Here is a 22,700-nt window from a genome sequence, read left to right on the forward strand (position 1 = left end):
AAGCCGATGGCGGCCTTGGCCTGTTCCTGCGCGCCCGCGTTCGAGGTCATGATCAACACCACGTTACGGAAATTCACCGTGCGGCCGTTGTGATCGGTCAGCTCGCCATGGTCCATCACCTGCAACAGGATGTTGAACACGTCCGGATGGGCCTTTTCGATCTCATCCAACAGCAGCACGCAATGGGGATGCTGGTCGACGCCATCGGTCAGCAAACCGCCCTGATCGAACCCGACATACCCCGGAGGTGCGCCGATCAGACGGGACACCGCGTGTTTCTCCATGTATTCCGACATGTCGAAGCGCAGCAGTTCCACGCCTAGCGTATCCGCCAGTTGTTTCGCCACCTCGGTTTTGCCCACACCGGTCGGACCGGCGAACAGATAGTTGCCGATGGGCTTTTCAGGTTCGCGCAGACCGGCACGGGCCAGTTTGATGGCGCTGGACAGCGCCTCGATGGCTTCATCCTGACCGAACACGACACGTTTCAGCGAGGCTTCGAGGTCTTTCAGCACCTCGGCATCGTCCTTGGTGACGTTCTTGGGCGGAATGCGGGCGATCTTGGCGACAACGGCCTCAATCTCTTTCACACCGATGGTCTTGCGACGCTTGCTTTCCGCGACCAGATGCTGTGCCGCGCCGGCCTCATCAATCACGTCGATGGCTTTGTCGGGCAGCTTGCGGTCGTTGATATAGCGCGCGGCCAGTTCCACCGCCGTCTTGATCGCATCGGCGGTGTATTTGATGTCGTGATGTTCCTCGAAATAGGGTTTCAGACCGCGCAGGATTTTCACGCTGTCTTCGACCGAAGGCTCATTCACGTCGATCTTCTGGAACCGGCGGCTGAGCGCGCGGTCCTTTTCGAAATGCTGACGGAATTCCTTGTAGGTGGTCGATCCCATGGTGCGCAGCTTGCCGCCCTGCAAGGCCGGTTTCAGCAGGTTCGAGGCATCCATCGCCCCGCCCGAGGTCGCACCAGCACCGATCACGGTGTGAATTTCGTCAATGAACAGCACCGCGTCGGGGTGGTCTTCCAATTCAGTCACCACCGCCTTTAGCCGTTCTTCGAAATCGCCGCGATAGCGGGTTCCGGCCAGTAGGGCGCCCATGTCCAGCGAATAAATCGTGGTTTCGGACAGCACATCGGGGGCTTCACCGGAAATGATCTTATAGGCCAGACCTTCGGCAATCGCCGTCTTGCCAACACCCGGATCACCCACCAGCAGCGGGTTGTTCTTGCGGCGGCGGCAGAGGACCTGAATGCAGCGCTCAACCTCGTCACTGCGGCCGATCAGCGGATCGACATCACCGGCGCGAGACTTGGCGTTCAGATCAACGCAGTATTTGCCAAGGGCGCTTTCCTTCTGCTCACCCTCGGTGGCGGCAGGCTGGACCTCATCCTCGACCTGATCGGCACCGGAAACCGAGCGGTTTTCGCCATAGGCCGGGTCCTTGGCCACGCCATGGGCGATGAAATTCACCGCGTCATAGCGGGTCATGTCCTGTTCCTGCAGGAAATAGGCGGCGTTGCTTTCGCGTTCGGCGAAGATGGCCACCAGAACATTGGCGCCCGTCACCTCGGTGCGGCCCGAGCTTTGGACGTGGATCGCCGCGCGCTGGATAACGCGCTGGAAGGCTGCTGTCGGCACCGCCTCGGACCCGTCGATATCTGTCACCAGATTGGACAGGTCTTCGTCGATGAATTCGACCAGGGTGCTGCGCAATTCTTCCAGATCGACGCTGCAGGCTTTCATCACCCGGATTGCATCGGGTTCTTCCAGCAATGCCAGAAGCAGGTGTTCCAGCGTCGCGAATTCATGGCGCCGCTCATTCGCAGCCGCCAAGGCCGCGTGAATGGCTTGTTCTAATGTGCTCGAGAATGAAGGCACGCGGGTGCTCCTCTGTCTTGGGTCGGAACGGGGGCAGGCGTCGGCCGGAACCCCATCCCAACCATGTCCTCATACTATTAGAGTTTGGTTGATCGTGCCCCGGCTTCAAGGGTTTTCTTTCACTTGACAGTCACATTTCCTGTGACCGTGGCCGTGAACAGGGGTAAATTACCCTAAAACCGGTCTTTTCTGGCCCTGATTTCGGCAAAAACCTTTGCGAGGTCGGCATTTTCCATTCCCAGATGCGCCTGAATCGCGGGATCACCCGCCCGCAGGAACGGGTTTGTCGCCTTTTCCAGCGCCAGAGAGGACGGGACCGTGGCCTGACCCGCAGCACGTGCGCGGTCGATATCGGCGGCGCGGTCGCGCAGCGCGGCATTGTCGGGATCGATGGTCAGGGCGAATTTGGCGTTGGATTGCGTGTATTCATGGCCAGAGCAGACCAGCGTGTCATCGGGCAGGGCCGCCAGTTTGCTGAGTGAGGCCCACATTTGCGGCGGGGTGCCTTCGAACAGGCGGCCACATCCCAGCGCCATCAGGCTGTCGGCGGTGAAGACCACGGCGCTGTTCGGCATGTAGAATGCGATATGGCCGTCAGTGTGGCCCGAGACATCCAGCACCTGCACTGGCTCACCACCGATGTCAAAACTGTCGCCTTCGCGCACCTGCAGGTCCAGCGGGGGCAGGCGATGGGCATCTGCGGCGGCCCCGATGACCTTTGCGGGCTGTTTTTCAAGAATCGCGCCCAGCCCGTCCACGTGATCCCAATGGTGGTGGGTCAGCAGCACATGGTTGAGGGTCCAGCCGCGTTTGTCCAGTTCGGCCAGAATGGGCGCAGCCTCGGGCGCGTCGACCAGCGCGGTGTCGCCGCTGGCGGCGTCATGGGCCAGAAAAGCGTAGTTGTCGCTGAGACAGGGGATGGTAACGATCTCAAGAGGCATGGCCTTTTGCCCTTTCATTGCTAGACTGCGCCCAGCTAAGCCGATTGACCGGGTGTCCGCAATGCATCTTGATGTGCAGGATCTGAGGAATTTTTACTATCGCAGCACGCTGGGGCGTGCGGCGCAGGCGGCGATCCGGGGCCGGGTGGTCGATCTGTGGCCTGAGGCCAAAGGTCAGACCGTCGTGGGCTTTGGCTTTGCGGTGCCCCTGCTGCGCCCCTATCTGGCTGACGCCCGGCGGGTGATCGGGTTGATGCCCGGCCCGCAGGGGGTGATGCCCTGGCCCGCGGGGATGCCCAACGTCTCGGTCCTGACCGAGGAAACGCGGTGGCCGATTGAAACCGGACATGTGGACAAGCTGGTGGTGATGCACGGGCTTGAGACCTCGGGCCGGCCCAGCCAGTTGCTGGATGAATGCTGGCGCGTCCTTGGCCCCGGCGGGCGGGCGCTGTTTGTGGTGCCAAACCGGGCGGGGCTGTGGTCGCGCACCGACCGGACGCCCTTTGGCTTTGGCCGCCCCTATTCGGCCTCGCAACTGGAAAGCCAGCTCAAGGCGCATCATTTCATCCGGGAAAACCACTGCTCGGCCCTGTACCTGCCGCCCTCGTTCCGGCGGTTTTGGCTGAAATCCGGCAGCCTGATCGAAAAAACCGGGCAGCGCCTGCCCACGATCATGGCCGGAGGCGTTCTGATGGTCGAGGTCACCAAGCATATCCGCCCGCCCAGCGGCAGCGTCACCAAGGATACCGAGCGTCGCCCGATCAAGGCGCTGGACGGGTTGCTGAAACCGGCCTAGCTGCGCGGCTCAGGATGAGACGACCCAGACCGTGAAATTGCGGGAAAATGGTCACAGGAATCGCAAAAACCTACACTTTCGTAACATTTTTCCCTGTCTCTGCCCGGACAAAAGGGTCGCACTTTGCATAAGTATTTGAAATCATACATTTTGTGGATAAAGCACTACCCTTTATAATATATTGCTAGCTGAGTTCGGCTCTGCTACATCCCCGGTGATTTTGATCCCCGCCCTTCCTGGACGGGGTTTCCTCACGCCCCCGGGGTAGCTGCCGCAACGCGAATTCGGGGCCTAAAGTATCGGAAGGGTGGACGTGTCCGAACCAGCTTCGATTTCCACAGGCATCGCCGAGCGCTATGCCACCGCGATCTTTGAGATCGCCAAAGAGAATAATGACCTTGCGGGTCTGGAAACCGGCATCAACGATCTGGCAGCAGCACTGGGCGACAGCGCCGAATTGCGCGACCTGATTGCTTCGCCTCTGGTTTCGCGTGCCGAACAGGAAGGCGCGATCACCGCGGTTGCCGCGAAGATGGGGTTGAACCCCATCCTGCAAAACACGCTGGGCCTGATGGCGCAGAAACGTCGCCTGTTTGTTGTGCCGCAGCTGGTGCAGGTTCTGCGCGACATGCTGGCCGAAGAGCGTGGCGAAGTGACCGCCGATGTCGCCTCGGCCAAGGCGCTGACCAAGACACAGATGGATAAACTGTCCAAAACGCTGTCCGAGCGTGTGGGCAAGACCGTGACAATCAATGCGACCGTTGATGAAAGCCTCATCGGCGGTCTTGTCGTTAAAGTGGGCTCGAAAATGATCGATAGCTCGATCCGTTCGAAGCTGAACTCCCTACAGAATGCAATGAAAGAGGTCGGATAAATGGGAATCCAAGCTGCAGAGATTTCTGCAATCCTGAAGGACCAGATCAAGAATTTTGGTCAGGAAGCCGAAGTGGCCGAGATCGGCCGCGTGCTGAGCGTCGGTGACGGGATTGCCCGTGTATACGGCCTGGACAACGTGCAAGCCGGTGAGATGGTCGAATTCCCCGGCGGCATCATGGGCATGGCGCTGAACCTGGAAAGCGACAACGTCGGTGTTGTTATCTTCGGGTCTGACCGTGACATCAAAGAAGGTGACACCGTAAAGCGCACCAACTCGATCGTGGACGTTCCGATCGGTGACGAACTGCTGGGCCGCGTTGTTGACGGTCTGGGCAACCCGCTGGACGGCAAAGGCCCGATCAATGCCTCCAAGCGTGGCGTTGCTGACGTGAAAGCCCCGGGCATCATCCCGCGTAAATCGGTGCACGAGCCGATGGCAACCGGCCTGAAATCGGTTGACGCGATGATCCCGATTGGCCGTGGCCAGCGGGAGCTGATCATTGGTGACCGTCAGACCGGTAAAACCGCTGTGGCGCTGGACACCATCCTGAACCAGAAAGTCTACAACGACGCAGCAGGCGACGACGAGTCGAAGAAACTGTACTGCATCTATGTGGCGGTTGGTCAGAAGCGTTCGACCGTCGCCCAGCTGGTGAAGAAACTGGAAGAATCCGGCGCGATTGAATACTCGATCGTTGTGGCCGCGACCGCGTCCGACCCGGCGCCGATGCAGTTCCTGGCACCTTACTCGGCAACCGCGATGGCGGAATATTTCCGTGACAATGGCCGCCACGCGCTGATCATCTATGATGACCTGTCGAAACAGGCTGTGTCCTATCGTCAGATGTCGCTGCTGCTGCGCCGCCCGCCGGGCCGTGAAGCCTATCCGGGCGACGTTTTCTATCTCCACTCCCGCCTGCTGGAGCGTTCGGCGAAGCTGAACGAAGACTTCGGTGCAGGTTCGCTGACCGCGCTGCCGGTTATCGAAACTCAGGGTGGTGACGTTTCTGCGTTTATTCCGACCAACGTGATCTCGATCACCGACGGTCAGATCTTCCTGGAAACCGAACTGTTCTATCAGGGCATCCGTCCTGCTGTGAACACCGGTCTGTCGGTTTCGCGTGTGGGCTCGTCGGCTCAGACCAACGCGATGAAATCGGTTGCGGGTCCGGTTAAACTGGAACTAGCGCAGTACCGTGAAATGGCGGCCTTTGCGCAGTTCGGTTCCGACCTCGACGCCGCGACCCAGCAGCTGCTGAACCGTGGTGCGCGCCTGACCGAGCTGATGAAACAGCCGCAGTACTCGCCGCTGACCAACGCCGAAATCGTCTGCGTCATCTTCGCGGGCACCAATGGTTACCTCGACAAGATCGACGTCTCGGACGTTGGCCGTTACGAGGCCGGTCTGCTGGCGCACCTGCGCGGCAAGCATGCCGACCTGCTGACATGGCTCACCGACGAAGATCCCAAGATCAAAGGTGACGCGTCCGACAAGATCAAGGCAGCGATCGACGAATACGCCGCGACCTTCGCTTGATAGGGGGTTCCGATGCCTAGTCTGAAGGACCTTAAAAACAGGATCGAGTCGGTCAAATCGACCCGCAAGATCACCAAGGCCATGCAGATGGTCGCGGCCGCAAAACTGCGCCGCGCCCAGGAATCTGCCGAAGCCTCGCGCCCCTATGCCGAACGGTTCAATGCCGTGATGGCGGGGCTGGCGGCTTCGGTCGGGGGCAGCGACAGCGCCCCCAAGCTGCTCCGGGGTACGGGCAGCGATGATGTCCATCTGCTGGTTGTCATGACAGCTGAACGCGGCCTGTGTGGCGGCTTCAACGCGAACATCGCCAAGCTTGCCCGCGCCAAAGCGGACGAGCTGCGCGGCAAAGGCAAGACGGTCAAGGTTCTGACCGTTGGTAAAAAGGGTCGCGACGCTCTCAAGCGCGACTTTGCCGATCTGTTCGTTGGACATATCGACCTGAGCGAGGTCAAGCGCATTGGCTACACCAACGCGCAGGACATCGCCAAGGACGTCCTGTCCCGCTTTGACGGGGCTGAGTTCGATGTTGCCACGATCTTCTATTCGAAGTTCGTCAACGTCGTGACCCAGATCCCCACGGCACAGCAAATCATCCCGGCCTCGTTCGAGGACGAAGCGGCGGGTGACGACAGCGGTGCCATCTTCGACTACGAGCCCAGCGAAGAGGCCATTCTGGCCGACCTGCTGCCCAAGGGGGTTGCGACCGCCATCTTCTCGGCTCTGCTCGAAAACGGAGCGTCTGAACAAGGTGCACGGATGTCCGCGATGGACAACGCGACACGCAACGCGGGTGAGATGATCGACAAGCTGACGATCCAGTTCAACCGCTCGCGTCAGGCCGTGATCACCAACGAGCTGATTGAAATTATTTCCGGCGCCGAAGCGCTGTAAGAAAACCGGAGACGAAACATGGCGAATGCAAAAGGCAAAGTCACACAGATCATCGGGGCCGTCGTTGACGTGCAGTTCGAAGATCAGCTGCCTGAAATTCTGAACGCGCTGGAAACCACCAACAACGGCAAGCGCCTGGTGTTGGAAGTTGCCCAGCACCTGGGTGAAAACACCGTCCGCACCATCGCGATGGACGCGACCGAAGGTCTGGTCCGTGGCGAAGAAGTGACCGATACCGGCGCACCGATCTCGGTTCCGGTTGGCAACGCCACCCTGGGCCGTATCCTGAACGTGGTCGGCGAGCCGATCGACGAAAAAGGCCCGGTCGAAGCAACCGAAGCCCGTGCCATCCACCAGCCCGCACCCGAGTTCGACGAACAGTCGACCGAGTCGGAAATTCTGGTCACCGGCATCAAGGTTGTTGACCTGCTGGCCCCCTACGCCAAAGGCGGTAAAATCGGCCTCTTCGGCGGTGCCGGCGTTGGTAAAACCGTTCTGATCATGGAACTGATCAACAACATCGCAAAAGTGCACTCGGGCTTTTCCGTGTTCGCGGGTGTTGGTGAACGGACCCGTGAAGGCAACGACCTGTATCACGAGATGATCGAATCGAACGTGATCAAGCCCGACAACCTGTCGGAATCGCAGGTTGCGCTGGTTTACGGTCAGATGAACGAGCCTCCGGGTGCGCGTGCGCGTGTTGCTCTGACAGGTCTGACCCTGGCCGAGCAGTTCCGCGACCAGTCCGGGACCGACGTTCTGTTCTTCGTCGACAACATCTTCCGCTTTACGCAGGCAGGTTCCGAGGTTTCGGCTCTGCTGGGTCGTATTCCTTCGGCTGTGGGCTACCAGCCGACGCTGGCGACCGATATGGGCGCCCTGCAGGAACGCATCACCTCGACCAAGTCGGGCTCGATCACCTCGGTGCAGGCGATCTACGTGCCTGCGGACGACCTGACCGACCCCGCGCCAGCAACATCGTTTGCTCACCTGGACGCGACCACCGTTCTGAACCGTGCGATCTCGGAAAAGGGTATCTACCCGGCTGTTGACCCGCTCGACTCGTCCTCGCGTCTGCTGGACCCCGCGATTGTGGGTGAAGAGCACTACGGCGTTGCGACCGACGTTCAGCAGATCCTCCAGCGCTACAAGTCGCTGCAGGACATCATCGCCATCCTCGGCATGGACGAACTGTCGGAAGAAGACAAACTGACCGTGGCCCGTGCCCGTAAGATCGAACGCTTCCTGTCGCAGCCGTTCGACGTTGCCGAGGTTTTCACCGGCTCGCCCGGCGTTCAGGTTCCTCTGGATGTAACCATCGCATCGTTCAAAGCTGTTGTGGCTGGCGAATACGATCACCTGCCCGAAGCGGCCTTCCTGATGGTTGGTGGCATCGACGAAGTGATCGCCAAAGCCGAGAAGATGGCCGCAGAAGCCGCCTAAGGAGTATCCCTGATGGCAAACACGATGCAATTCGACCTCGTCAGCCCCGAGCGGAGCCTTGCTTCGCTTGAGGCCACCGCGGTCCAGATTCCCGGCGCGGACGGGGACATGACGGCAATGCCCGACCATGCCCCCACCATCACAACGCTGCGCCCCGGTCTGCTGAAGGTTGAGGCACCCCAAGGGTCCAGCGAATACCTGGTCACCGGCGGGTTTGCCCAGATCAACGGCGACAGCCTGTCGGTGCTGGCCGAAAAGGCCATCCCGGTGGCCGAAGTGACCCGGTCGCATCTGGACGACCTGATCGCCGAGGCCCGCGCCTCGCACGAGGCGGCTAAGGCCGGTGACGATCAGACCATCGTCGACGACGCCGCCAAACTGCTGGCGGACATGGAAGCGCTTGGGACGCATATGAGCCTGTAACGGCTTGTTGCACTTGGAACATCTAAGACGGCCCTGCATCGCGGGGCCGTTTTTTTGTCGTGCGCTCGTCATGGTTGCGGGTTAGGTTATGAGTATTGAAAGAAAAAGACGACTGAATGAAGACGTTTCGAACCCATCCCATTGGCATCGACCAAGGCGAAGAAACCCTGTTCTCTGAATTCGCCAATGGCGGCGACATGTGGACCGGCGAAGGCCCGCGCGAACGGCGCGTGACGATCCGGTTCTCAGAGCCGTTCCGAACAGCCCCGGTGGTCCAGATCGGTATCTCTCTGTGGGATGTGGACACAACCTCGGCCCTGCGCGCCGAGGTCAGGGCGCAGGACATCACGTCCGAGGGTTTCAACGCGGTATTCCGCACCTGGTCCGACACCCGCATCGCCCGCATCCGCGTCGCCTGGACCGCCATTGGTGAGGTGTCGCATGAGGATGACTGGGTGATCTCGTAAAGCCCGACACGCTGTTCTTCGACAATGCTGCCGCCATCGGCAGCGTATTCCCTATGTTTGACGGCGCACGTCTCCGGTTTCCAAAAAACGCCACATTGCTCGCCTAACCGGAAAGAAGTTCATTTCATACCGAAAGGATTGAGGCGTGACCGGAAAGAGCATTGAAATCTATTACAATATTTCCGACATCCCGGATATCACAGATCGAAGCGCATTCAGTTCGGAAGCTTTGGAGTTCCGAAACGCCGCGATGGAGCATGTCGAAAACGCTCTGTTAGCAGGTGATCTGGGCGAATGGGACGGTGCTGATATCGGAGAAACAGAAGTCAATTTCGGCTTTTCCGTGGAAGATTTCGAACAGGCCGAGGCGGTCGTAAAAGAAGCCGTCGCCGGAACCCGTTTCGCCAATATTCGCGAGATCGTCAGGAACGAGTATTCGGAAGAAGATCTGGCGGAAATGACAGGCGATGCAAAGCCGCTGGGTCTTTGGGGTTTGCTGAGTTTATTGCTCTTTAGACGCCTGCCCAAACGGTTCAGGGATAATTAAGGTCTGATTGCATTCAGAATCCCCGGGTTGGCAGAGTGATGAAGCAAGTTTGCACCGCCGTAACCAGTTGTGCTTCGGCTCACACCCTCTGATAAATCCGCCTTGGCCTTTGCACCAAAGGCCGCTTAGATTGGGTTGTGGGCTGCCAATTGGTGGGCCTGTACCGAAAGAATGAGGTCACCCCGTGTTTGCACGTGAGCATATCGAATACGAAGCGCTGGACCTTCCGGATCGTATGGACCTGACGGATGATCAGATGTTGGCCAGCGCACAGCGCTTTTACGATCTGATGCGGTGCCGCCACACCGTCCGCGACTATTCAGACCGCCCGGTGGCGCGCGCAGTGATCGAAGAGTGTATCCGCACCGCCGGAACTGCCCCGTCCGGGGCCAATCATCAGCCCTGGCACTTTGTCGCCATTTCCGACCCCGCGATCAAAAAGCAGATCCGCGAAGGGGCCGAGGAAGAGGAACGCAGATTCTATGAAGGCGGGGCAGGGGACGAGTGGCTGAAGGCGCTGGAGCCGATTGGAACCAATGACAACAAGCCTCACCTAGAGGACGCACCCTGGCTGATCGTGATCTTTGCCCAACGGTGGGGAGAGTTCGATGACGGAACGCGGTTCAAGAACTACTACGTGCCCGAAAGCACCGGTATCGCTTCGGGTTTCCTGCTGGCGGCGCTGCACCATGCCGGGCTGGTCTCATTGACCCATACGCCGAACCCGATGAAATTCCTGAACCCGCTGCTGGGGCGCCCGGATCATGAAAAGCCGATCATGATCGTTGCGGTGGGTCACCCCAGTGAGGATGCAAAGGTTCCGAAAGTGGCGAAGATCAAGAAGCCGCTGGACGAAATCCTGACCATCGCCGAATAGGGCCTGACGGGCCCTTACCCGTGATAGAGCGACTCGTAGATCGGGGTCAGGGTCTTGTCCTCGAACAGGGACGACACGCTGGTGCCGTTCCAGATGTTCAGGATCGCCTGGGTAAAGATCGGCGCGGTCGGCACGACACGGATATTGGCGGCACTTGCCACCTCGGGTGTCGGCTGGATCGTGTCGGACAGGACCAGAGATTTCATCACCGAATTGGTCACACGCTCGACCGCGGGGCCGCTCATGACGCCGTGGGTGATGTAGGAATGCACCTCTTTCGCGCCATTATCCATCAGGACCTGCGCCGCCTTGCACAGCGTCCCGGCCGTGTCGCAGATGTCGTCAACGATCAGGCAGATCTTGCCTTTGACGTCCCCGATCACTGTCATCTCGGCCACTTCCCCCGCCTTCTCGCGGCGCTTGTCGACGATCGACAGCGGCGCGCCGATGCGCTTGGCCAGTTCCCGCGCGCGGGCCACGCCGCCGACATCGGGTGAAACCACCATCAGATCGTCCATCTGGTCGCGGAACTGCCTTTTCACATCCAGCGCAAAAATCGGCGAGGCATAAAGGTTGTCCACCGGGATATCAAAGAACCCCTGAATCTGGGCCGCGTGCAGGTCCATGGTCAGGATGCGTTCGATCCCCGCACCGGTCAGCATATTGGCCACCAGCTTGGCGCTGATCGGCGTGCGCGCCTTGGTGCGGCGATCCTGACGGGCGTATCCGAAGTAAGGGATCACCGCGGTGATCCGCTGGGCCGACGACCGGCGCAGCGCGTCGGCGATGATCAGCAGCTCCATCAGGTTGTCATTGGCGGGGTTCGAGGTCGGCTGGATAATGAACATATCCTCGCCGCGCACATTCTCGAACACTTCGACAAAAATCTCGCCATCATTGAACCGCTCGACCCGCGCATCGACCAGACCCTGATCGACACCGCGATGCAGGCTCATGCGGCGCGAGATGGTTTCGGCAAGCGGAAGATTGGCGTTCCCAGCGATCAGCTTGGGTTCGTGGAGTGTCGGCATCGGCTGTAGGTCCCCGGGCAGCAATGGCTATGTGACAGATTCGTGATGTTGACACCGCTTATCACGGGTCTACCGTCCCGCAAAGATAACCCAGCGGAGAAAGTGAACATGACCCAGATTGACTACTTTTTTGCGACACTCTCGCCCTTTACCTATCTGGCTGGCACCCGGCTAGAAGAGATCGCGGCAAAGCACGGAGCAACGATCAATTACAAACCGCTGGATATCGTCGCCCTGTTTGGTCGCACCGGGGGCGTTCCACCCAAGGACCGGCATATCTCGCGCATCGAATACCGGGCGCAGGAACTGTTGCGTCAGTCAAAAACCCTCGGCTTCGACCTGAACCTGCAACCGGCCCATTGGCCCACCAACATGGCGCCATCCTCTTACGCGGTGATCGCCGCCGCCAAGGACGGCTCGGGCGATATGGGCAAACTCTGCCACGCCATCCTGCGCGCCTGCTGGGCCGAGGAAAAGGACATCGCCCAGGATGAGGTCATCCGCGATTGCCTGTCACAGGCCGGGTTCAACCCCGACCTCGCCGATAGCGGCCTGCTGGTTGGCGCCGAAACCTATGCCGCCAATCTGGAAGAGGCCGTAGACCGCGGTGTTTTCGGCGCGCCCTTCTACATCACGCCAGATGACCAACGTTTCTGGGGTCAGGACCGCCTCGACGATCTCGACCGCCACCTCGCAACGCTGAACGGCTAATCCGTCCCCGCCTGCTTCATCTGGCCAAAAATATCCCGGGGGAGTCGCAGCTTGCTGCGGCGGGGGCAGCGCCCCCATCCCCTATAGCAAGGTCAAAAACCGGTCGATCTGATCCGTCCCGATCGACCAGTCACACACCAAGCGACACGCCAGCATCTCATCCTCATTCGCCCCGTCCAGACTATCCCCCCACAGATGATAGACTGCCCCAGCCTCGTGCAGACGCTTGTGCTGGTGACGGGGGAAACTGGCGAAGACGATATTGGCCTGCGGCTCATGCAGAAACGCGGCCCCCGCCACGCGCAGCCCGTCGGCTAGACGGGCGCAATTGGCATTCGCCTGCCGTGCAGACCGCAACCACAGATCATCGCGCAGATAGGCCGCCATCTGCGCCGACAGATAGCGGTGTTTTGAAAACAGATGCGCCCCGCGTTTGCGGCGCAGCTCGAATTCCCAGGCCTTGGTTTCGTCAAAAAAGACAACCGCCTCGACTCCAAGCAATCCGTTCTTCGTGCCGCCGAAACTGACCGCATCGACGCCCGCTTTCCACGTCATCTCAGCCGGTGAGCAGTTCAGCGCGGCCAGCGCATTGGCGAACCGCGCGCCGTCCATGTGAACCGGCAGGCCGTACTCCTTCGCCACGCCGCACAACGCCTGCAGTTCCGCCAGCGAATACACCGTCCCCCGTTCGGTCACCTGCGTGATCGACACCGGGCCACGCTGGGGTCCGTGTACGCCCCGTGTCTCTTCGCCCTCAATCGACTGGCGCAACGCCTCGGGCGTCATCTTGTCACCACCCGGAACCAGCGTCAGTTTCGCGCCGGTATAGAATTCCGGCGCGTTGCATTCATCCTCGTGGATATGGGCCACGGGCGAACAGAACACCGTCTCCCACGGCTGCGACAGGGTGGCCAGTGCCAGAGAGTTCGCCGCCGTCCCGGTTGCCACCAGATAGACCGCCGCACCGGGGGCTTCGAAAATCCCTCGGATCTGATCACGCACCTCGTTCATCAGCGTGTCGGCCCCATAGGCCATCTGATAGCCCTGATTTGCCTCGGTCAAAGCGGCCAGAACTTCCGCATGAACAGGCCCGGAATTGTCAGAGGCGAAATGCATCAGGTCGGCTCCTCAATGATGTAATCTTCCCATTCTTCGATGGGGGTTTCGAACTCGGACACGGTGCGCCCCTGGACCGAGACCCCGGCGGTGTGAACCGTATCCGCTGTACCAGATAGCAGCGGATGCCAATCGTAAAGGGGCTTGCCTTCCCAAAGCAGACGATAGGCGCAGGTTTGCGGCAGCCAATAAGCGTGATCGTCGATATTGTCGGGCTTCATCACGATGCATTCGGGCACAAACTGATGCCGAATATCGTATTGCGTGCAGCGGCAGCTTTCATCATCCAGCAGGCGGCAGGCGACACAGGTCAGGGCGACCTCGCCCGTGTCCTCGTCCTCCAGCTTGTTCAAGCAGCATTTGCCGCAGCCGTCGCACAGCGCCTCCCACTCGCGCGGGGACATTTTGCGCAGGGGTTTGCGCTCCCAGAACCGGTGCGACAGCCCGGCGCGGTCAATCGGGTCCGAGGTCATAGCGCGGCCAGCAGGTCACGAGCCTGCGCGCAATCCGCATCCATCTGCATGATCAACCCGTCCAACCCGTCGAATTTCAACTCGGGCCGCAGATATTCAACCAGCCCAACCGACAGGGTCGCGCCATATAGATCGCCCGAGAAATCGAACAGGAAGGTTTCGATATTGGGCACCTCGCCACCAAACATCGGTCGGGTTCCGATCGAGGCCGCGCCGTGATAGCTGCCCTGATGCGGGCCATCCAGTACGTCCACCAGCACCGCATAGACCCCGAATTTCGGAGGGTGCAGGCCCTCGATGGACATGTTGGCAGTGGGAAAACCCAGCTCGCGCCCGCGCTGTTCACCGCCCACCACCTCACCTTCGATCCGGTGCCAGTGGCCCAGCATCGCGGCGGCATCACGCGGGCGGCCTTCGGTCAAAGCGGTGCGGATCGCGGTCGAAGACACAACGTTTTCCGACCGTTCCATCAGCGGGGCGATGGTGACGCCGAACCCCATTTCCTCGCCAAAACGCACCATGTCCTGCGCAGTGCCGCTGCGGCCCTTGCCGAAACAGAAATCCGCGCCCACAACCACATGGGCCAGCCCCAGCCCATCGCAAATCACACTGCGCGCAAAGGCTTCGGGCGTCAGCCCCGCAAGGGCGGCGTTGAAGGGCAGTTCATACAGTTTTTCAACGCCCAGCTTCTGCAACCGGTGCGCCCGCGCATTGCCCCGCATTAACCGGAACGGAGGCGTGTTGGGCGCAAAGAACTCTCTTGGGTGTGGTTCAAAAGTCAGCACCCCCAGCGGGGCCTCGGGTGCTGCGTTACGGGCCAGTTCGATGACCGAGCGGTGCCCGACATGAACGCCGTCGAAATTCCCGATCGCGACGCTGGCGCCGCGATCCTCGGGGTCTATGAACTGAAAATCCCGGATGATCTGCATGCGCCTTGCCTAGCCGGAGAGAGGGCCGGGTTCAAGCCGCAGATCAGGTCAGTCGAACTTGCGCGACGGCGCCAGAACCATCGCCTCGCCCACCAGCACCTTTTTGCCATCAACCGCACAATGGCAATCCAGTTTCACCCGCCGTTTGGCAAAGTCGATATCGATCACCTTGACCTCGGCATAAACCATGTCACCAGGGCGCACAGGGGCCAGAAACTTGAGTGATTGGCCCATATAGACGGTGCCATGTCCGGGCAGCTGTTCGCCAATCACGGCCGAGATCAGCCCCGCGGTCAGCATCCCATGGGCAATTCGGCCCTGAAAGATCGTGTCACGGGCATAATCATCGTCCAGATGCACCGGATTGCGGTCGGTCGAGACCTGGGCAAACATCTCGATATCCTCATCACTCACCACCTTGCGCAGGTGGCGCGTCATGCCCATTTCGATGTCTTCGATACAGATCGTTCCGCGTGGAAGATTGTCCAACATGCTGCCCTCATCCGAGATCAATGGGGCAACAAAAAACCATCATCTGCAGCCCTTGGGTAACTTTATTACTTCGCAGTTGCAGAAAATCAAGCTCTTTTTTGGCTATCGCAAGCGACCAATCGAGTAGGTCGGATTGATGTTTTCTTTTTTATTATGGTCTCTTAGGGCGTCTTCGTCCGGGTGATGCGACGTTTTGGTCTCGGCTGCGGCCAACCCGCCGGTGATGAACAAAGTATCAATACCTTCGCCCATGCCGCCTGCAATGTCGGTTTGCGGCCCGTCACCGATGGCCAGAATCTCCGAATCCAGGACATCCACTCCGATCTCCTGCAACCTGCGGCGGGCCAGGTCATAGATCGGAGGGTGCGGTTTCCCGAAATAAAGGCTCTCGCCCCCCATTTCGGTATAAAGCTTGGCCAAAGCACCCGCGCACCATTCCCGAATCTCGCCGCGATCCACGACGATATCGGGGTTGGCACAGAGCAGTTTCATGCCTTTTTGCTTTGCATAGAGGAAATCGGGCCGGTTGACGGCAGGGTCCGCCATCGGATCGAAGGGGCCGCAACAGACGATCCCTTCGGCCTCGTCCAATGGCACGCGTTCGATATGCAGCGGATGATCCAGCAGTTTCAGAGGTTCGAAAAACCCCGCATCCCGCTGCCATTCGCCCATGAAATAAACCTTCTCTCCCACCGCGCCGCGAAACAATGCCGACCGGGCCGAGTCGCCGCTGGAGGCGATGGTGTCGTAGGAATCAGGGGGGACGTTGAACTGCCCCAACTGCTCGGCCACCCCCGCGCGGGGTTTCGGGGAATTGGTCACCAACACCACCGCGCCACCTTGCTGGCGGTACGCTTGCAACGCCGCAACCGCTTCGGGGTATGCGGTTATGCCGTTATGCACACAGCCCCATAAGTCCACGAACAGCGCTTTGTAGCGATCAGAGATTTCGGCAAGCGTTGAGATGATCTGGGTCATGGGCCCCTCATTTGGCAGGCAATGCGTGCCAATGCCTATGGCAGAGGTCACCCCGTTTGGCCAGAGGGGGCTATGCCCCCGCCGCCCTGCGGGCGACTCCCCCGGGGATATTTGGGGCCAGATGAAGCAGGGGATTCCAGTCTTCATCTGGCTAAAAATATCCCGGAGCGCGAGGCAGAGCCTCGCAAAAAAAGAAGGCGCCCAATACAGGCGCCCTCGGGAGCGGGATGATCAGACCTTGAGGTTCGGGATGATCTGCTTCTTGCGGCTCATGATGCCGGGCAGGACAACGGCGTCACCATCGACACTGGCGTCAAAGCTTTTCTCGGCGACGGATTTGACCAGATCGTTGGGGACCAGCAGCGTTGCTTCTTCGTTCAGGATGTCCACGACGAACAGCAGGACCTGATCGACGCCGTCCTCTTTGGCGACATCCACCATCGCGGCGGCAAGGCTGGTCTTGCGGTCCAGCACCACGCCGGGGGCGGTGGTTTCCAGAACCGAGACGCGGAACTTGGTGCCGTCGACCTCGTATTCCTTGCTGTCCATGCGGATCAGTTCGGCGTCCGAGAAGGACGAGACGTCCGATTTCGCCGCAAACATGTCGGCGGCGTAGGCCGAGACGTCCAAGCCCAGATCGGCGGCCAGTTTCTCGGCCACTGCGCGGTCATGCGCGGTGGTGGTGGGCGAACGGAATTCCAGCGTGTCCGACAGGATGCAGGTCAGTGCGGCACCTTTGACGGCGTCGGGCATCTTGGCGGCGTCGTCGCCCATCAGGTCCACCATGATGGTGGCGGTGCAGGCCAGCGGGCGCACGGTGATGTCGATGGGGCCTTTGGTTTCCAGCCCGCCGACCAGTTTGTGGTGGTCGATGATGGCGCGGATATCGGCGCTGTTGATGCTGGCGGGCAGTTCCGCCGGGTTGTTGGTGTCGACGATGACCACCGGCGCGTCCGCGTCCACATCCGCGATGATGCGCGGTTTGGGCAGGTTCCAGCGCTGCAGCATGAAGGCGGCTTCGGTGTTGGGTTCACCCAGCAGCACGGGCTCGGCCTGTTCGCCTTTCACTTCGTTCAGATACCACGACCACAGGATCGGAGAGCCGGTGGAATCGGTGTCGGGGGATTTGTGACCAAATACGAGGGTTGTCATGTCAGCGTCCTGAGAATGAAAATTTGCGCGCCTTATAGGGCGGTCCATCAAGGATGTCACCTGCCCGACAGAAAACTGCGGCGAAGGGTCAGAATGGGGCGCGTTCCAGCGTATAGTCGGCCTGATGCAACTGGTTCAGAAGGCCGAACGTGCCGCTCAGGTGTCCGGCGCCGACGGCGATCACGGCGGTCTGGTCCTGAATGCTCAGGATATGCAGCATCCAGTTGTTGTTGCGCTCGATCAGCAGGTGCTGTTCGATCGGGCTCCATTCCTTGTCGAACTCTTCGGGCGACAGGCCGGAATATTCGCGCGCAATGAGGCGACCGAGTTCCATGACCTGCCAGTGCTGTTCATCGAAATAGGCTTTTGTCATCGTGGCCATTTGATCGTCGCTGTTTTTGTAGGTGCCGACCATCCGGGCAAGGGAATGTGCCTGTTCCTCGATGGAATAAATGTCGAACACGCCCATCAGGTCATCGATGCTTTCCAGTGAATATTGCGGAATGTCATGTTCAAGGGCCAGATCGGTCAGCCGTGAATCCAGGCCGTGATCGGCCTGAGGGTCCTGCAGCATGCAGGTCGGCATGCCCAGCATCATTCCCAGAAACCAGGGGCGCATTTTCGCGGCCACCCAACTGGGAATTCCGCGTTCGGTCAGCATGGCAGAGAGCGTGGCCCAATCCTCTTCCGGCATTATGTCGATTAGGGACGGGCCGGATGTGATCATGATCGGGCTGGGGTCTGCGGCCAATCTCTGTTCCCAGGCTTTCATCTCGTCCTGAGTGACTTCGAAGTAGAAAGCGTCGGCCTGACTGAGAACGGGCGTCAGGCGTTCGACAAGTGCGCCCATTTGTGGGGCGTTCAGGTGCAGTGTCCCCACGAGGTGCAGCACCGTATTGCCCTTTGTCGCAATCCAGTGGTTGCCTTCAGGGTAGGGGATGTTGGACACCGCCTCTTTCAATTCTGCCTGTATCGACAGGGGCAAGTCCCCTTTCAGGTCGCGCCCTTCACAGGCGGCTTGCGCCGCTGCGGGCAGCAACAGGCAGATTACAAACAGAATGAGGCGCATCCGGGATTTTCCTTTGAAATCAGAGATGCCGCAACTCTGCCTTGGCGGGTGATCGGGTGCAAGCCTGATTGCAACGCTGCGCCTATTGGCTGGCTTTCCCAGCGAAACTGCCTAGCATGGGGGGATGGAGCGCGAGCAGGATCTTTACCCGCCGATCAAGGCGTTGCTGGAGCGACAGGGCTATACCGTCAAGGGTGAGGTCGGCGCGGCCGATATCGTCGCCCTGCGCGATGGCGAAGACCCGGTGATTGTCGAGTTGAAGCTGCGGTTCTCGTTGGCGCTGTTTCATCAGGCGATCACCCGGCTGAGGATCACCGATCAGGTCTATATCGGTGTCTGCAAGCCCAAAGGGCGCACCGCCCGGCGGGCGCTGAAGGATAATCTGGCACTGTGCCGCCGGTTGGGCCTTGGGCTGATCACCGTGCGTGCCGATGGCACGGTCGAGGTGCAATGCGACCCCGGCCCCTACGCCCCGCGCAAGGATAAGATTAAAACAGCGCGACTGCTGCGTGAGTTCGACCGGCTGGAAGGTGATCCCAATGCCGGGGGTGCGACCCGGTACGGGATTGTCACCGCATACAGGCAGGACGCGCTGAAATGCGCCGCTCATCTGGCTGAGAACGGTGCCTGCAAAGGTTCTGACGTGGCCAAGGCGACCGGTGTGCCGGGGGCGACCCGTGTGATGCGGGACAACCATTATGGCTGGTTCGACAAGGTCGAAAAGGGCATCTATGGCCTGTCTGGTGCGGGGCAAGAGGGCCTGAAACACTGGGCTTACAGCTGGGAACAGGCCGACTGAACCGGTAATCCCAAAAAATCCCTCACATCTTGTTGACTCAGGTGTGGCGACCCCCTAGCTATACGCCGTTATCACTCGGGAGGCCCGAGTGCTAATGCCTCGTCAACCGGCGGGGGGAGGATTAACAAACTTTGAGCCCAAGGAGCTGCAAAGATGGCATTGAAACCGCTTCATGACCGTGTGCTGGTTCGCCGTACCGAAAGCGAAGAAAAAACCGCAGGCGGCCTGATCATTCCTGACAGCGCGAAAGAAAAGCCCAGCGAAGGCGAAGTCGTTGCAACCGGCGAAGGCGCGCGCAAGGACAGCGGCGAGCTGATCGCGATGGCTGTGAAAGCTGGCGACAAGATCCTGTTCGGCAAATGGTCGGGCACCGAGGTCGCAGTCGACGGCGAAGAGCTGCTGATGATGAAAGAAAGCGACATCATGGGGATCATCGAGTAAGCGCCACGCTTCCTCTGATCTTCATCCCAATACAATTTCTCAAGGAGAAACGATATGGCTGCTAAGGACGTCAAGTTTGACACCGATGCCCGTAACCGCATGCTGGCAGGTGTGAACATCCTGGCCGATGCTGTTAAAGTGACCCTGGGCCCCAAAGGCCGCAACGTGGTTCTGGACAAATCCTTTGGCGCACCGCGCATCACCAAAGACGGTGTTTCGGTTGCCAAGGAAATCGAACTGGAAGACAAGTTCGAAAACATGGGCGCGCAGATGGTGAAAGAAGTCGCCAGCCGCACCAATGACGAAGCCGGCGACGGCACCACCACCGCAACCGTTCTGGCCCAAGCCATCGTTCGCGAAGGTCTCAAGCAGGTTGCTGCTGGCCTGAACCCGATGGACCTGAAGCGCGGCATCGACCTGGCAACTGCCAAGGTTGTTGAAGGCATCAAAGACGCCTCGCGTGAAGTCAAGGACTCGGCAGAAGTTGCTCAGGTTGGCACCATCTCGGCCAACGGCGAAGCCGAAATCGGTCAGCAGATCGCAGACGCGATGCAGAAGGTTGGCAACGAAGGCGTTATCACCGTCGAAGAAAACAAAGGTCTGGAAACCGAGACCGATGTTGTCGAAGGTATGCAGTTCGACCGTGGCTACCTGTCGCCTTACTTCGTCACCAACGCAGACAAGATGATCGCAGACCTCGACGACTGCATGATCCTGCTGCACGAAAAGAAACTGTCCTCGCTACAGCCGATGGTTCCGCTGCTCGAGCAAGTGATCCAGTCGCAGAAGCCGCTGCTGATCATCGCAGAAGACGTTGAAGGCGAAGCGCTGGCGACCCTCGTGGTCAACAAACTGCGCGGCGGCCTGAAAATTGCTGCTGTCAAAGCACCGGGCTTCGGCGATCGTCGCAAAGCCATGCTGCAGGACATCGCAATCCTGACCGGTGGTCAGGTGATCAGCGAAGATCTGGGCATGAAGCTTGAGAATGTCACCATGGACATGCTGGGCACCGCCAAGAAAATCGAAATCACCAAAGACGAAACCACCATCGTCGACGGTGCTGGCGAGAAGGCCGAGATCGAAGCACGTGTTGCCCAGATCCGCACCCAGATCGAAGAAACCACCAGCGACTACGACCGTGAGAAGCTGCAAGAACGCGTTGCCAAACTGGCAGGCGGTGTTGCCGTGATCCGCGTCGGCGGCATGACCGAAGTGGAAGTGAAAGAGCGTAAGGACCGTGTGGACGATGCTCTGAACGCGACCCGCGCTGCTGTGCAGGAAGGCGTTGTCGTGGGCGGTGGTGTTGCGCTGGTTCAGGCCGGTAAAGCACTGGAATCGCTGGAAGGCGCAAACGCTGACCAGAGCGCAGGCATCAATATCGTTCGCAAGGCCATCGAAGCGCCGCTGCGCCAGATCGCTGAGAACGCAGGTGTTGACGGTGCGGTTGTTGCGGGCAAGGTCCGTGAATCGTCCGACGCAGCGTTTGGCTTCAACGCGCAGACCGAAGAATATGGCGACATGTTCTCGTTCGGCGTGATCGACCCGGCCAAAGTTGTCCGTACCGCTCTGGAAGATGCGGCATCGGTTGCTGGCCTGCTGGTCACCACCGAGGCGATGGTTGCCGACAAGCCTGCCAAAGACGGCGGCGCACCTGCCGGTGGCATGCCCGACATGGGCGGCATGGGCGGCATGATGTAAGCACGTCGAATTCGCCCAGGCGAATTCTGACGACCCCGATAGGCGCTTGGCCGAATTGGCCAAGTTGCTGTGAGGGAAAGCCGTATAACTTTCGACGGGGTCGCCTTCGGGCGGCCCCGTTTCGTTTTGAATGCCTGCTGTGCAGGCATGCCTCCGGCGGGAGTATTTGGAAAAAGATGAAGGAAAAGGCGCGCGAGAAAGTGTGTGTGCAAACCTTGATGAACCGGTTATGCGGATGGTTATGAGACTGTTTCTGTTGACCGCCCTGACCATGTGCGCCTTTGCGGCCAATTCAATTCTGAACCGGATGGCGGTCGAAAGCGGGGCCAGCGATCCGGCGGGGTTTGCGGTGGTGCGGGTGCTTTCGGGCGCTGTGGTTCTGGTGGCGCTGGTATGGATGCGGGGTGGGCGGTTGCCGGTGCGCAATCGGCGGCGCGTCCTCGGCGCGGGTTCATTGTCGCTGTATATGATCGGGTTTTCCGTTGCCTATCTGACACTGGATGCGGGGTTGGGGGCGTTGATCCTGTTTGGCGTGGTGCAGATCACCATGTTTGCGATCAGTTCCCTGACGGGTGCATCCCCGACCGGTCGGCAATTTGTGGGGGCAGGTATCGCGCTGGCCGGCTTGACTTATGTCCTATGGCCATCAGAGGCGGTGCAGGTCGATCCGCTCGGCGCGGCGTTGATGGTGGCGGCGGGGATCGGCTGGGCGATTTATTCTCTGGTCGGACGATCCGAGCCGGATGCTTTGTCCGGCACGGCGGCCAATTTCCTGGTGGCGCTGCCGGTAACTGCGCTGGTTCTGCTGACCGCCGGTGGCGCGTGGCAGATGACCGTCTTAGGCTATGTCCTGGCGGCACTGTCCGGCGGTGTAACATCCGGCTTGGGTTATGCGCTGTGGTATCGGGTGTTGCCGCAACTTGCCCCGGCAATTGCGGCGGTGGTTCAACTCAGCGTGCCGGTGATTGCCATCATCGGCGGTGTGCTGTTGCTGGGAGAGCGCGCGACAGCGCAGCTTATGATCGGCGCGGCGTTGGTCTTGGCCGGGATCGCATTGGCGACGTTACGCAAGGCGCGCGGCTAGGGGGTTCCCTCCATCCACTGCACCCCTTATCTGACGGGGC

The 22,700-nt window shown here is 60.0% G+C and carries 24 protein-coding genes; 14 read left to right on the plus strand and 10 right to left on the minus strand.

The features are described 5' to 3' along the window. Together MPJ51_RS13815 and gloB are read right to left on the minus strand one after the other, a co-directional pair. A partial coding sequence (locus MPJ51_RS13815; RefSeq protein ID WP_298387796.1) for an AAA family ATPase occupies nucleotides 1–1,889 on the minus strand: 1,889 nt, incomplete at its 3' end. 173 nt (nucleotides 1,890–2,062) lie between these two features. After that, complete coding sequence (gene gloB / locus MPJ51_RS13820; protein WP_298387799.1) at nucleotides 2,063–2,848, minus strand: hydroxyacylglutathione hydrolase; 786 nt, start codon at nucleotides 2,846–2,848, stop codon at nucleotides 2,063–2,065. A 43-nt stretch (nucleotides 2,849–2,891) separates the two neighbouring features. On the opposite strand from gloB, the gene MPJ51_RS13825 reads away from it, so the two are divergent. The 9 genes from MPJ51_RS13825 (at nucleotide 2,892) to MPJ51_RS13865 (ending at nucleotide 10,687) form a co-directional block, all read left to right on the plus strand. Continuing rightward, nucleotides 2,892–3,626: a class I SAM-dependent methyltransferase gene (locus MPJ51_RS13825; protein WP_298387802.1), complete on the plus strand. Its 735-nt coding sequence runs from the start codon at nucleotides 2,892–2,894 to the stop codon at nucleotides 3,624–3,626. Between the two features lie 313 nt (nucleotides 3,627–3,939). Beyond that, nucleotides 3,940–4,500 carry a F0F1 ATP synthase subunit delta gene (locus MPJ51_RS13830; protein WP_298387805.1) on the plus strand — a complete coding sequence of 187 codons (561 nt, stop codon included), beginning with the start codon at nucleotides 3,940–3,942 and terminating at the stop codon, nucleotides 4,498–4,500. After that, nucleotides 4,501–6,039, plus strand: coding sequence for a F0F1 ATP synthase subunit alpha (gene atpA / locus MPJ51_RS13835; protein ID WP_298387808.1), 1,539 nt, complete (start codon nucleotides 4,501–4,503; stop codon nucleotides 6,037–6,039). Between the two features lie 12 nt (nucleotides 6,040–6,051). Continuing rightward, the gene (locus MPJ51_RS13840; protein ID WP_298387810.1) at nucleotides 6,052–6,930 is read left to right on the plus strand and encodes a F0F1 ATP synthase subunit gamma; all 879 of its coding nucleotides are present in this window, start codon (nucleotides 6,052–6,054) and stop codon (nucleotides 6,928–6,930) included. 18 nt (nucleotides 6,931–6,948) lie between these two features. Beyond that, complete coding sequence (atpD, locus tag MPJ51_RS13845) at nucleotides 6,949–8,373, plus strand: F0F1 ATP synthase subunit beta (RefSeq protein WP_298387814.1); 1,425 nt, start codon at nucleotides 6,949–6,951, stop codon at nucleotides 8,371–8,373. Between the two features lie 12 nt (nucleotides 8,374–8,385). After that, nucleotides 8,386–8,796, plus strand: coding sequence for a F0F1 ATP synthase subunit epsilon (locus MPJ51_RS13850; RefSeq protein WP_298387817.1), 411 nt, complete (start codon nucleotides 8,386–8,388; stop codon nucleotides 8,794–8,796). A gap of 116 nt (nucleotides 8,797–8,912) precedes the next feature. After that, nucleotides 8,913–9,263 carry an H-type lectin domain-containing protein gene (locus MPJ51_RS13855; protein WP_298387820.1) on the plus strand — a complete coding sequence of 117 codons (351 nt, stop codon included), beginning with the start codon at nucleotides 8,913–8,915 and terminating at the stop codon, nucleotides 9,261–9,263. A gap of 145 nt (nucleotides 9,264–9,408) precedes the next feature. Beyond that, complete coding sequence (locus tag MPJ51_RS13860; RefSeq protein ID WP_298387823.1) at nucleotides 9,409–9,810, plus strand: hypothetical protein; 402 nt, start codon at nucleotides 9,409–9,411, stop codon at nucleotides 9,808–9,810. Nucleotides 9,811–9,994: 184 nt separating this feature from the next. Next, the gene (locus MPJ51_RS13865; RefSeq protein WP_298387826.1) at nucleotides 9,995–10,687 is read left to right on the plus strand and encodes a nitroreductase family protein; all 693 of its coding nucleotides are present in this window, start codon (nucleotides 9,995–9,997) and stop codon (nucleotides 10,685–10,687) included. A 14-nt stretch (nucleotides 10,688–10,701) separates the two neighbouring features. Here the strand turns inward: MPJ51_RS13865 and MPJ51_RS13870 are convergent, their stop codons facing one another. After that, the gene (locus tag MPJ51_RS13870; protein WP_298387829.1) at nucleotides 10,702–11,718 is read right to left on the minus strand and encodes a ribose-phosphate pyrophosphokinase; all 1,017 of its coding nucleotides are present in this window, start codon (nucleotides 11,716–11,718) and stop codon (nucleotides 10,702–10,704) included. A gap of 108 nt (nucleotides 11,719–11,826) precedes the next feature. On the opposite strand from MPJ51_RS13870, the gene MPJ51_RS13875 reads away from it, so the two are divergent. Further along, on the plus strand, nucleotides 11,827–12,429 hold the full coding sequence (locus tag MPJ51_RS13875) for a 2-hydroxychromene-2-carboxylate isomerase (RefSeq protein ID WP_298387833.1): 603 nt from the start codon (nucleotides 11,827–11,829) through the stop codon (nucleotides 12,427–12,429). An 81-nt stretch (nucleotides 12,430–12,510) separates the two neighbouring features. On the opposite strand, the gene MPJ51_RS13880 is transcribed toward MPJ51_RS13875, so the two are convergent. The 7 genes from MPJ51_RS13880 to MPJ51_RS13910 form a co-directional block, all read right to left on the minus strand. Next, entirely contained in the window at nucleotides 12,511–13,545 is a 1,035-nt protein-coding gene (locus tag MPJ51_RS13880) for a beta-eliminating lyase-related protein (protein WP_298387836.1), read from the minus strand. Next, on the minus strand, nucleotides 13,545–14,018 hold the full coding sequence (locus tag MPJ51_RS13885) for a YcgN family cysteine cluster protein (RefSeq protein WP_298387839.1): 474 nt from the start codon (nucleotides 14,016–14,018) through the stop codon (nucleotides 13,545–13,547). Before MPJ51_RS13885 ends, MPJ51_RS13880 begins: the two co-directional genes overlap by 1 nt. Beyond that, entirely contained in the window at nucleotides 14,015–14,947 is a 933-nt protein-coding gene (locus MPJ51_RS13890; RefSeq protein ID WP_298387842.1) for a bifunctional riboflavin kinase/FAD synthetase, read from the minus strand. Before MPJ51_RS13890 ends, MPJ51_RS13885 begins: the two co-directional genes overlap by 4 nt. A gap of 48 nt (nucleotides 14,948–14,995) precedes the next feature. Beyond that, nucleotides 14,996–15,439, minus strand: a complete 444-nt coding sequence (locus MPJ51_RS13895) for a MaoC family dehydratase (protein WP_298387845.1) — start codon at nucleotides 15,437–15,439, stop codon at nucleotides 14,996–14,998. Between the two features lie 102 nt (nucleotides 15,440–15,541). Continuing rightward, the gene (locus MPJ51_RS13900) at nucleotides 15,542–16,417 is read right to left on the minus strand and encodes an HAD family hydrolase (RefSeq protein ID WP_298387848.1); all 876 of its coding nucleotides are present in this window, start codon (nucleotides 16,415–16,417) and stop codon (nucleotides 15,542–15,544) included. 231 nt (nucleotides 16,418–16,648) lie between these two features. Then, nucleotides 16,649–17,569 carry a manganese-dependent inorganic pyrophosphatase gene (locus MPJ51_RS13905; protein ID WP_298387851.1) on the minus strand — a complete coding sequence of 307 codons (921 nt, stop codon included), beginning with the start codon at nucleotides 17,567–17,569 and terminating at the stop codon, nucleotides 16,649–16,651. 88 nt (nucleotides 17,570–17,657) lie between these two features. Continuing rightward, the gene (locus MPJ51_RS13910; RefSeq protein WP_298387854.1) at nucleotides 17,658–18,638 is read right to left on the minus strand and encodes a TraB/GumN family protein; all 981 of its coding nucleotides are present in this window, start codon (nucleotides 18,636–18,638) and stop codon (nucleotides 17,658–17,660) included. Nucleotides 18,639–18,762: 124 nt separating this feature from the next. Between MPJ51_RS13910 and MPJ51_RS13915 the strand changes: the two genes are divergently transcribed. The 4 genes from MPJ51_RS13915 (at nucleotide 18,763) to MPJ51_RS13930 (ending at nucleotide 22,660) form a co-directional block, all read left to right on the plus strand. Further along, entirely contained in the window at nucleotides 18,763–19,437 is a 675-nt protein-coding gene (locus MPJ51_RS13915) for a DUF2161 family putative PD-(D/E)XK-type phosphodiesterase (RefSeq protein WP_298387856.1), read from the plus strand. A gap of 153 nt (nucleotides 19,438–19,590) precedes the next feature. Next, a complete protein-coding gene (groES, locus tag MPJ51_RS13920) occupies nucleotides 19,591–19,878 on the plus strand; it encodes a co-chaperone GroES (RefSeq protein ID WP_298387858.1) in 288 nt (95 codons plus the stop codon). A 54-nt stretch (nucleotides 19,879–19,932) separates the two neighbouring features. After that, nucleotides 19,933–21,576, plus strand: coding sequence for a chaperonin GroEL (gene groL / locus MPJ51_RS13925; protein ID WP_298387860.1), 1,644 nt, complete (start codon nucleotides 19,933–19,935; stop codon nucleotides 21,574–21,576). A 241-nt stretch (nucleotides 21,577–21,817) separates the two neighbouring features. Then, a complete protein-coding gene (locus MPJ51_RS13930; protein ID WP_298387862.1) occupies nucleotides 21,818–22,660 on the plus strand; it encodes a DMT family transporter in 843 nt (280 codons plus the stop codon). The last annotated feature ends 40 nt before the right edge of the window (nucleotides 22,661–22,700 follow it).

Source organism: Ruegeria sp., from assembly GCF_028066395.1.
Classification (GTDB): Bacteria; Pseudomonadota; Alphaproteobacteria; order Rhodobacterales; family Rhodobacteraceae; genus Ruegeria.